Below are 10,859 nucleotides of genomic sequence, written 5' to 3' on the forward strand. Positions count from 1 at the left end.
CCGGTATCGGCCCGATGAGCAGTCATCCGTCCGACGCCTTCACCGGCACACCCAGGGGACGGGCCAGACCGGCCACGCCTTCGTCGAGACGCTGCAGATGCCGCAGGACACGGTCGGTGACCCGGCCGTAGCGCGGTGCGCCGGGCGCGGCCGGTCCGAGGAGCGAGGCGATGCTCGGGCCGGTCTCGATCCGGGCCGTGGCGTGTTCGTCGGTGACGTGAGCGGCGATCGCATCGATGTTGTGCGCGATGCGCCGTGCGGCCCGGCGCAGCCGGGGGTCCGCCGCGATCGAGGGGTGGGTGGGCAGCAGCTCTGCGGTCGCGGCCAGTGCACGTGCGTGGTACGCGCACGTCTCCAGCAGCGCGACGACGTAGCGTGCGGTCTCCCGCCGGGCCCGCAGGGGCGTGACCGGATGCGTGAGGGGCTGGGTGGCGGCACGCAGATCGGCCAGCGCCTGGTCCAGATCGCGCGCCTGGTCGAGCAGGTCGGCGGCAGGCCCGCCGCTGAGCTGCTCGACGGCGCTGCGGGTGACCTCGCCGAGCCGTTCGAGGACCGTGGCGAGGAGTTCGTTCGTACGGCGGTCCGTCTGCACCGGCAGGACCAGTGCGGCCGCGATCACCCCGCAGGCCGCGCCGAGCGCCGTCTCCTCGATGCGCAGCACGAGCACCGAGAGGCGGTAGGTGTGCAGCAGGGTGTAGAGCAGCCCGAGCGCGGCGGTGACGAAGAACGACACCAGCGTGTAGGACAGCGGTGCCGAGTAGAACATGGCGAAGACGAACAGCAGCACCAGCGCGAACGCCGTCCACGTGTGGCGTCCGACGGCGCCCGCCAGCACGATCCCGGCCAGGACGCCGAGCACCGTGCCCAGCAGGCGGCGATAGCCCTTGACCAGGATCTCGCCCGTGGACGCGGTGTTGAGGAACACGATCCAGCAGGTCAGCACCGCCCAGTACCAGCGGTCCCGGGACAGCAGCTCGCCGCCGACCATGGCCAGCGCCGATCCGACGGCCACCTGCACGGCGGCACGCGTGGTGGGCCGCCGCAGTCCGGTGGGCTGCTCCGGGGCCTCCTCCGCGTCGGCGTCGAGCACGGCGTCCTCCGCGTCCAGTTCCTCGCGCGAACGGGCCGTGGCCGGGGTGTCGTCGGACTCGTCCTGGGGCCCGCCGAGGGCGATCCGCAGCCCGAGGACCGCGCGGGTGGCCTCGCCGACGGCCCGGAAGGCGTCCTGCACGGCGGGGGAGGCGTCGGGCAGATTCTCCTCGTCGCGGTAGCCGAGGAGCCGGTTGCGGACGCGGGACAGCGCGGTTCCGGTGGCCTGGCCGACCGGACGCAGGACGAGCAGGCGCAGCGCCTGCAGGTCACGGCGCAGCGTGACGGTCGCCTCCTCCCGTACGGGCAGTCGGCCGCCCGAGGGGAAGGGCGCTCCGGGCAGATGCAGGGCCAGCGTGTCCGCCCGCTCGGCGCCGCGTGCGGCGAGCAGCGACAGCCCGAGGCGCTCGGCGGCGATCTCGGCGTCCGCGACGCGCCGTTGGACGAGCCGGGCCACGGCCTCGTCGGCGGTCCCCTCCGCCAGCCGGCCCTGGATCAGCAGCGCCGTCTCGTGCAGGCGCGCGGTGCCCTCGCGCACCCGCTCCAGCGCCCGGTCCGCTTCGTCAGGACCGGCGTCCAGCAGGTCGAGCTGCGCGGACAGCAACTGGGCCAGCCGGGCGCGGAAGGCCCCGCGCAGCCGCTCGAGCACCCCCCGTCGGCGTCTCGGGAACGAGGACGAAACGCACCAGCGCGCTGCACGCGAAGGCCACGGCGACCGCGCCGTACAGCGCGGGCAGAGCAGAGATGGTCGCGCCGACGAACAGGGACACGAAGTAGATCTGGAAGCCGATCAGGCCGAGCGCGGTGCCGCGGTCGCCGAACCTGCGGCCGTAGACGGCACAGAAGATGAGCGCGACGAAGACGAGGTCGCCGGCCACGACACGGCTGTGCAGAGCCGCCGCCAACGTCATGGACGCCAGCGCCGCCGGCAGGCCCAGGGCGAGCGTGACGGCCTGCTGTCCGCGCTGCTTCTCCCGGATGGCGAAGGTGGCGACCATCGCCGCCAGGGCCCCCGCCACCAGGTGGGTCACATCGGTGCCCTGCAGGGCGAGCACGGCGACCGCGAGGGCGATCGCGCCCGCCGTGCGCAGCCCGGCGGTCAGCCGCAGCAGTCCGGGGTCCGACGCCGCGACACGGTCACGCAGTCGCGCCCGCACCGGCCGTCCCACTGCCCTCACGCCGCCGTACTCTCTCCCGCTCTCTCCCCGTTCATGCCCCGGATCGCGGTCCGGCCGAGGCCGTCACCTCACCCATCCGTCCCCTCGGCGCCGTCCTTCCCGGTGACCTGTGCCCGCAGCTGCTCCGGCGTCAGATACGCGTGGACGAACTCGAAGTCCTTGAGCTTGGCCGGCCTGCGCGACTGGAACCCGGTGCGCACGAAATCGTCCCCGGCGACGGCGTTGAGCAGCCAGTTCGTCATGACGCGGGTCTTGGCGACGTTGGTGCGCAGCGCCGACCAGTGGTAGCCGCGGGCGACGGCGAGGGCGGGCAGGCCCTTCAGCTCGACGCCGAGGGGCTTGGAGACGGCGTCGCGGCCGCCGAGGTCGACGACCAGGCCGAGATCCTTGTGCTTGTACGGCCGCAGCGGCTGGTTGCGCAGGGCCGCGATGACGTTGTCGGCGACGACCTTGCCCTGGCGCATGGCGTGCTGGGCGGTGGGCGGGCAGACGGCGCCCTCCTCCTCCTTCGCCACGTCGGGTACCGCGGCGGCGTCACCGAGGGCGAACACGCCGTCGTGGCCCGGCAGGCTCATCTCGGCCGTGACCGCGAGCCGCCCCCGGACCGTCTCCGCGCCGAGCGTGCCGATGAGCGGACTGGCGGCGACACCGGCGGTCCAGATCAGGGTCCGGGTGGGGACGACGCGGCCGTCGGTGAAGGTGACCTCGTCGGGACCCGCCTTCGCGATGGACACGCCCAGGGAGATCTCGATGCCCCGCTTGCGCAGGATCTCCTGGGCGTCACTGCCCAGCTTCTCGCCGAGCTCGGGCATCAGCCTCGGCGCGATGTCGATCAGATGCCACCTGATCAGCTTCGGGTCGAGCCGCGGATAGCGCTTGACCGCGTTATGGGTCAGCTGCTGCAGACACGCGGCCGTCTCGGTGCCCGCGTAACCGCCGCCGACCACCACGAACTGCAGCCGTGCGGCGCGCTCGGCCGGATCGTGGCTGGCGTCGGCGAGGTCCAGCTGGGAGATGACGTGATCGCGAAGGTACGCGGCCTCCGCGAGCGTCTTCATGCCGTACGCGTTGTCGGTGAGCCCCGGGATGTCGAAGGTGCGGGTGATGCTGCCGGGGGCCAGGACGATGTAGTCGTACGGCTCGTTGACGACCTCGTCGGTGATGGTGCGGATGACGCAGACCTTGGCACCGAGGTCCACGCCGATGGCGCCGCCCGGGATGATCCGGGTGCGGTACTTGCGGCTGCGACGCAGCGACAGGGCGATCGACTGGGGCGTCAGGACGCCGGAGGCTACCTGGGGCAGCAACGGCAGGTAGAGCTGGTAGGAGGACGGCGTCACCAAGGTGATCTCGGCCTCGTCGGGGGAGAGTTTGCGTTCCAGCCGGCGAACGCAGCCGACTCCGGCGAAGCCTGCGCCAACCACCAGGATCCTGGGTCGTGTCACGGTGATGTTCCCTTCTGCGGCTCCAGGCGGTCTGCCTCGACGTCGTTCGCCTGCCCCTGGATCGCTGCTTCGCACGCATCGATCCCACCGCGCCACCGGCCGTTCCGCCAGCCGGGTGCGGCAGGCAGATGAACCCGTCGACAGCCACCCTGCCCCAACCTGCGCGGGGGCACACCGGTTCGGAAGCGAAAGACATGTACGAGTGTTCGAGGAAGGGCGCGCTCAGCGGAAGACGTTGTCCGCGTCGTCCCAGTGCGCCAGCTCGTCCACCACGTGGTCCCGGGGCGCGCGCGAGCGGGCCTGGTACATCGCGTCGATCTGCAGCGCGTAGTGCCGCACGATCGCGTCCCGGCGCAGCTTCATCGACGGCGTCAGCAAGCCGCTGGCCACGTCGAAGGTCTCCGGCAGCACCCGGAACACGCGGATGGACTCCGAGCGGGACACCGCGCTGTTGGCGGCGGCCATGGCCCGGGCGAGCTCCTCCCGCAGCGCGTTCTCCTCCCGCGCCTGACGGATCCGCGCGTCGCTGCGCACCGCGAGGGACTCGCGCCAGTACGCCAGGAAGTCCGGGTCCAGGGTGATCAGGGCACCGACGCAGGGCCGGTTGTCGCCCACGACCACCGCCTGATGGATCATCGGATGCTGCCTCAGGCGCTGCTCCAGGAGCGCCGGGGAGACGCTCTTGCCGCTGCTCGTGATGATGACGTCCTTCTTGCGCCCGGTGATCGTCAGATAGCCGTCGGAGTCCAGCCGCCCGAGGTCCCCGGTGGCCAGCCAGCCGCCGCGCAGTGCCGCCCGCGTCGAGGCCTCGTCGTTGACGTAGCCCTGGAACACCGACGGCCCCCGCACCAGGATCTCCCCGTCGTCGGCCACCCGGATGTCCATGCCCGGCAGCGCCTGCCCGACCGTCCCCGACATCTCCCGGCCCGGCGGCTGCGCCGTGACCCCGCCGCTGGTTTCGGTGAGGCCGTAGGCGTCGTTCACGTAGATGCCGATGCCCTCGTAGAACAGGGAGAGTTCACGGTTCAGGGGCGAGCCGCCGGACGTCGCCCGGCACACTCTGCCGCCCAGCGCGGCCCGCAGCTTGCGGTACACCGTCCGTTCGTACAGGGCGTGTTGCAGCCGAAGATCGAAACCGGGCCCGGGCCCGCCGCCCAGCCGCTGCCGTTCCAGAGCCGCCGCGAAGTCCCGCGCGGTGTCCGCGGCTCGCTCGAACAGCGCACCCCGGCCCGCTTGTTGAGCCGTACGCAGAAAGTTCTTGTAGATCTTCTCGAAGATCGACGGTACGGCGCAGAAGTAGGTGGGGCGGAACGTACGCAGCGCCGCCGACAGTGCCGCCTCGCTCAGGTCGGGCTCGTGGCCCATCATCATTCCGCCGCGGATGCACAGCCCCTGCACCACCAGGCCGTACACATGGGAGAAGGGCAGGAAGGCAAGCACCGACGCCTGCTGCTCGCCGGGCGGGATCACCGTGTGGCCCCAGCCCGCGAGGAGTGTGTCGCAGGGGCTCGCCAGCCCGCGGTGGCTCAGCGCACAGCCCAGGGGACGGCCCGTTGTGCCGGAGGTGTACATGACGGCGGCAGTGGAGTCCGGCAGCACGATGCGGCGCAGCGACTCGACCGTGGCGAGCGGGATGAACTCGCCCCGCTCCACGAGCTGCTGCAACCCTCCCGCGTCCAGCTGCCAGACATGGCGCAGCCGCGGCAGCGATCCGCACACGGAGCCGACCGTCATGACCGCCTGCTCGTCCTCGACGACCACGGCCACGCACTCGGCGTCCCGCAGGATCCACTCGACCTGGTCGCGCGACGACGTCGGATAGATGGGGACCACCTCGGCGCCCACCGCCCACAACGCGTAGCTGAGCACCGTCCACTCGTAACGTGTGCGCGCCATGATGGCCACCCGGTGGCCCGGTGTGATCCCGGACGCGATCAGTCCCTTGGCCAGATCGGTCACTTCGTCGCGCAGTTCCACGGCGGTCACCTCCTCCCAGGTGGTGGAGGAGGGGTCGGGGCGGCGCGCGAGCATCGGCAGTGTGGGATCGAGGGCCGCCGTCTCGAAGACGCTGTCGGCGAGCCCCCCTGTGAAGGGCGTGACGGTCGGGGGAGCGAGGCCGAGATCGCGCATGCGCTGCTCCTGATGCGTACTGGGTGTGACGTCACCGATGAGTACTGTTATCGGTGCTGCCCGAATCTAGCCCAGCTGAGAGCGCGTGGTGTCGAGAACTGACAATTGATCCCGTTCGGTGATCTCGGCTCGGTCAGGGTGACAGCCACACCGTGGCGAGCGGAGGCAACGTCAACCGAATGTGCCCGTCCTCCGGTTTGAGGGGGTCGGGGTTGGTGACGTCGCTCCCGCCGTAGTGCGCGGCATCGGTGTTGAGGGTCTCCTGCCAGGCGTCGATGTGGTCCGGCACCCACAGGCGGTAGTCGTGGCGGACGACGGGGGAGAAGTTGGAGACGGCGAGCAGGACGTCGCCGTCGGCGCCGAACCGCAGGAAGGCGAAGACGTTGTCGTCGGCGGCGTCGCCGAGCACCCATTGGAAGCCGGCGGGGTCGGTGTCCCGCTCCCACAGGGCAGGCGTCGCCCGGTAGAACGTGTTGAGGTCACGGACCAGGTCCTGCACGCCCCGATGGTCACCCGCGGACGCATACCCGGGATCCAGCAGCCACCACTCCGGCCCGTGCGCCTGCGACCACTCCGCGCCCTGGGCGAACTCCTGGCCCATGAAGAGGAGCTGCTTGCCGGGGTGGGCCCACATGAAGCCCAGGTACGCCCGGTGGTTGGCACGTCGCTGCCACCAGTCGCCGGGCATCTTGGAGACCAGCGACCGCTTGCCGTGCACCACCTCGTCGTGGGAGATGGGGAGGACGTAGTTCTCGCTGTAGGCGTACACCATCGAGAAGGTCATCTCGTTGTGGAGGTCATCTCGTTGTGGTGGTACTTGCGGTGGACCGGCTCCTTGGTGATGTACTGCAGCGAGTCGTGCATCCAGCCCATGTTCCACTTCAGCCCGAACCCCAGCCCGCCGCTGTCGGTCGGCCGGGTCACCCCGCCCCAGGCGGTCGACTCCTCCGCGATCGTGACGACCCCCGGGTTGCGCCGGTACACGGTCGCGTTCATCTCCTGCAGGAACGCCATCGCGTCCAGATCCTCCCGCCCGCCGAAGACGTTCGGCGCCCACTGCCCGGAGTCCCTCGAGTAGTCGAGGTAGAGCATGGAGGCCACGGCGTCCACCCGGAGCCCGTCGATGTGGAACTCCTCGCACCAGTACGTGGCGTTGGCGACGAGGAAGTTGCGCACCTCGGTACGCCCGTAGTCGAACTCGAACGTCCCCCAGTCGGGATGCTCGGCCCGCCGCGAGTCTCCGGGCTCGTACAACGGGTCCCCGTCGAACCGGGCCAGCGCCCAGTCGTCCTTGGGGAAGTGGGCCGGCACCCAGTCCACGATCACCCCGATGCCGGCCTGGTGCAGCGCGTCCACCAGGTACTTGAAGTCGTCGGGCGTCCCGAGCCGTGCGGTCGGCGCGTAGAAGCCGGTGACCTGATAGCCCCAGGAACCGGCGAAGGGGTGCTGCGCGACCGGCATGAGCTCGACATGGGTGAAGCCGAGGTCGCGGACGTACGCGGGCAGCTCCTCAGCGAGTTGACGGTAGGTCAGACCCGGTCGCCACGACGGGAGGTGAACCTCGTAGACCGAGAAGGGGGCTTGGTGCACCGGGACGTCACCCCGGTGCGCCATCCACCTCTCGTCGCCCCACTCGTAGTGCGAGGCGTGCACGATCGACGCCGTGTCGGGCGGGACCTCCGCGCAGCGCGCCATCGGGTCGGCCTTGAGGAAGCGGTGACCGTACCGGGAAGTGATCTCGAACTTGTACCGGGTGCCCTCGCCGATGCCCGGCAGGAACAGCTCCCACACCCCGGACGCCCCGAGGGACCGCATCGGGAACGCCGTCCCGTCCCAGCAGGTGAAGTCCCCGGCGACCCGCACGCCTTGGGCGTTCGGTGCCCAGACCGTGAAGCGGGTGCCGGCCACGCCCTGATGGGTCATCGGCTCGGCGCCGAGCGCCTTCCACAGCTCCTCGTGCCGGCCCTCGCGGATGAGGTGGAGGTCGAGCTCGCCGAGGGCGGGCACAAAGCGGTACGGGTCGTGGACCTCGCGCTCGTCGGCCCCGCCCTCCTCGTACGAGACCAGCAGCGTGTACGCGGGGATCGCGTCCAGCGGCAGTACGCAGGAGAAGAGGCCGTCGCCCTCCGAGACGAGCGCGGTGCGCTCGCCGTCGACCACGAAGCTCACCGCACGCGCGAACGGGCGCAGTGCCCGCAGGGCGATCCCGCCCGGGACCGGATGCGCCCCGAGCAGCGCGTGCGGATCGTGGTGGGCGCCCGACAGCAGGCGCCCACGGTCGGCCGGGTCCAGGGGAGGCGCGGCGGCGTTCCGGCCCGGTCCGGCCGACTCGGGGCGCGAGGTCTCGTGCAGGGCCATGGGGTCAGGCTCCTCTCACGGCGAGGCGTTCGATCGCCGCCATAGGTACGGGCAACCAGTCGGGTCGGTGCCGGGCCTCGTACAGCACCTCGTACACGGCGCGGTCGGTCTCATATGCGCGCAGCAAGCCGTGCTTCTTGCGCGGGTCCCAGCCGGCGAGGGCGGCATAGCCCGCGCAGTAGGCCTCCCGGCAGCGGCGCGCCCACTCCGGACGCCACGGGCGGCGCTGCCGGGCGGCGTAGTCGAAGGAACGCAACATGCCGGCGATGTCCCGCACCGGCGAGTGCACGCCGCGCCGCTCGGCGAGCGGGCGGGACGGTTCGCCCTCGAAGTCGATGACGAACCACTCACGGCCGGCCCGCAGCACCTGTCCCAGGTGCAGGTCGCCGTGGATGCGCTGGGCGGGCGGCCCGGGATCGCAGCTGGCGAGGGCGCCGAAGGCGGTGCGCAGGCCGGGGACGTAGGGCTGGAGCGCGGGGACGAAGTGCGCGGCGATCTCCAGGCGCTCCGTCATCGCCGCCGCCGTACGCCCGTTCTCGCCGTGCGCGCGGGAGGGGAAGGCCGAGGCCAGCGCCAGATGCACCTCCGCCGTCGCCCGCCCCAACTGACGGGCCTCCGCCGTGAAGTCGCCCCCCGAGGCCAGCGCGTCCAGCGCCAGCGTCCAGCCGTCGGAGGCGTCACGCAGGAACGGCTGCAGCACACCGAGCGTCGCCTCCCAGGGATGCGTCGTCCGGAACCAGGCCACGGGGGCCGGTACGCGACGGCAGCCCTGCTCGGCCAGCGCGCCGGACAGCTCCAGGTCGGGGTTGACGCCCGGCTGGATGCGCCGGAAGAGCTTCAGGATGTACGCGTCGCCGTACACCAGCGAGGAGTTGGACTGCTCCGCGTCCAGCAGCCGCGGCACAAGAGCCGCCGGCACCGACACGGACGGGTCCGCCTCGAAGCGCAGCGGGCCGGACGCGCCCGGATGCCGCAGCCGCTCCAGCAGCAGCTGGGCCGACCGCGGGTCCTGCAACGCGTCGAAGACCGTCAGACCGGCCAGCGGCCCCTCTTCCGCACGGCCGATGAGCGCCCGGCCGAGCCGCGGCGACAGATGCTGCCGTACGCCGAGCAGCAGCTGGTAGCAGTCACCGGCCGGAGGAGCGCCCCCGGGCGCGGGGACCCCCGCGTGACCGGCGTGCACCAGCAGATGCAGACAGCCCGGGAACAGCTCCGTCATCGACAGCAGCGCCAGGTCCGTGACGGGCCGGTCCTTGCCCGCGAACCAGCGCTGCCGTGGAAGCCATTCGCGCAGCAGCCCGGCGAGCGAGGCCATGGGGCTCGCGTCGACCGTACGGCTCGGTCGGGGAGATGCGGTCTTCTGCATGGGGACCCGTCCTTTCCTCGGCACACGCTCGTAGCTCACGCTCAAAGTCGTCTGCCGATGCGGGATGCGACTCGGGAGAGCCGGAACCAGTAGAAGCCGTGGCCCCCGAGGGTCAGCAGATACGGCAGTTCACCGATGGCCGGGAAACGGACCCCGCCGAACAGCTCGACCGGGTGGCGTCCGCTGAACTCGCGCAGGTCGAGCTCGGTGGGCTGCGCGAATCGCGCGAAGTTGTTCACGCACAGCACGAGGTCGTCCTCGTATTCGCGCAGGAAGGCGAGCACCGCCGGGTTGGAGGACTGGAGTTCGGTGTAGGAGCCGAGTCCGAAGGCCGGGTTCTGCTTGCGGATCTCGATCATGCGGCGGGTCCAGTGCAGGAGCGAGGACGGGGAGGCCATGGAGGCCTCGACGTTCGTCACCTGGTAGCCGTAGACCGGGTCCATGATCGTGGGGAGGCAGAGGCGTCCCGGGTCGCAGGACGAGAAGCCGGCGTTGCGGTCCGGGGTCCACTGCATCGGCGTGCGGACGGCGTCGCGGTCGCCGAGCCAGATGTTGTCGCCCATGCCGATCTCGTCGCCGTAGTAGAGGATCGGGCTGCCCGGCAGGGCCAGCAGCAGGGCGGTGAACAGCTCGATCGAGTGACGGTCGTTGTCGAGGAGCGGGGCGAGCCGCCTGCGGATGCCGATGTTGGCGCGCATCCGCGGGTCCTTGGCGTACTCCGCCCACATGTAGTCGCGTTCCTCGTCGGTGACCATTTCGAGGGTCAGCTCGTCGTGGTTGCGCAGGAAGATGCCCCACTGGCAGCCGGAGGGGATGGCCGGGGTCTTGGCGAGGATTTCCGAGACCGGGTAGCGGGATTCCCGTCGTACGGCCATGAAGATCCGCGGCATGACGGGGAAGTGGAAGGCCATGTGGCATTCGTCGCCACCGCTGGGGTAATCGCCGAAATAGTCGACGACGTCTTCGGGCCATTGGTTCGCTTCCGCCAGCAGCACCGTGTCCGGATACATCGCGTCGATCTCACGGCGGACGCGCCTGAGGAACTCGTGGGTGGCCGGCAGGTTCTCGCAGTTCGTTCCTTCCTCCGCGTACAGATAGGGCACCGCGTCGAGCCGGAAGCCGTCGATGCCCAGGTCCAGCCAGAAGCGGAGAGCGGCCAGGATCTCCTCCTGCACGGCCGGGTTCTCGTAGTTGAGGTCGGGCTGGTGGGAGAAGAAGCGGTGGAAGTAGTACTGCTTGCGGACCGGGTCGAAGGTCCAGTTGGAGGCTTCGGTGTCGACGAAGATGATGCGG

At 70.9% G+C, this 10,859-nt stretch carries 4 protein-coding genes and 2 pseudogenes; all 6 read right to left on the bottom strand.

Translation table 11 applies throughout. The annotated features are described in order from the left end of the window. Positions 1–22: 22 nt before the first annotated feature. Positions 23–2,267 (bottom strand): annotated as a pseudogene (locus ADL12_RS03070) (FUSC family protein). A 68-nt stretch (positions 2,268–2,335) separates the two neighbouring features. Next, positions 2,336–3,718 (bottom strand): NAD(P)/FAD-dependent oxidoreductase, encoded by a 1,383-nt coding sequence (locus ADL12_RS03075; protein ID WP_062698186.1) that lies wholly within the window; start codon positions 3,716–3,718, stop codon positions 2,336–2,338. 216 nt (positions 3,719–3,934) lie between these two features. Further along, positions 3,935–5,842, bottom strand: coding sequence for an AMP-dependent synthetase/ligase (locus ADL12_RS03080; RefSeq protein WP_062698179.1), 1,908 nt, complete (start codon positions 5,840–5,842; stop codon positions 3,935–3,937). 133 nt (positions 5,843–5,975) lie between these two features. Further along, a pseudogene (gene glgB / locus ADL12_RS03085) lies at positions 5,976–8,200 on the bottom strand (1,4-alpha-glucan branching enzyme). A 4-nt stretch (positions 8,201–8,204) separates the two neighbouring features. Beyond that, positions 8,205–9,566 carry a maltokinase N-terminal cap-like domain-containing protein gene (locus tag ADL12_RS03090; protein WP_062698180.1) on the bottom strand — a complete coding sequence of 454 codons (1,362 nt, stop codon included), beginning with the start codon at positions 9,564–9,566 and terminating at the stop codon, positions 8,205–8,207. Positions 9,567–9,607: 41 nt separating this feature from the next. Beyond that, positions 9,608–10,859 (bottom strand): maltose alpha-D-glucosyltransferase (treS, locus tag ADL12_RS03095; RefSeq protein WP_062698182.1); only part of this gene is annotated, 1,252 nt, incomplete at its 5' end.

It is taken from the genome of Streptomyces regalis, from assembly GCF_001509475.1.
GTDB classification, from domain to species: Bacteria; Actinomycetota; Actinomycetes; order Streptomycetales; family Streptomycetaceae; genus Streptomyces; species Streptomyces regalis.

Bases quoted from the DNA above. Each gene is read 5' to 3' on its own strand.
- ADL12_RS03080 (WP_062698179.1), bottom strand. From the start codon at position 5,842: ATGCGCGATCTCGGCCTCGCTCCCCCGACCGTCACGCCCTTCACAGGG.
- ADL12_RS03090 (WP_062698180.1), bottom strand. From the start codon at position 9,566: ATGCAGAAGACCGCATCTCCCCGACCGAGCCGTACGGTCGACGCGAGC.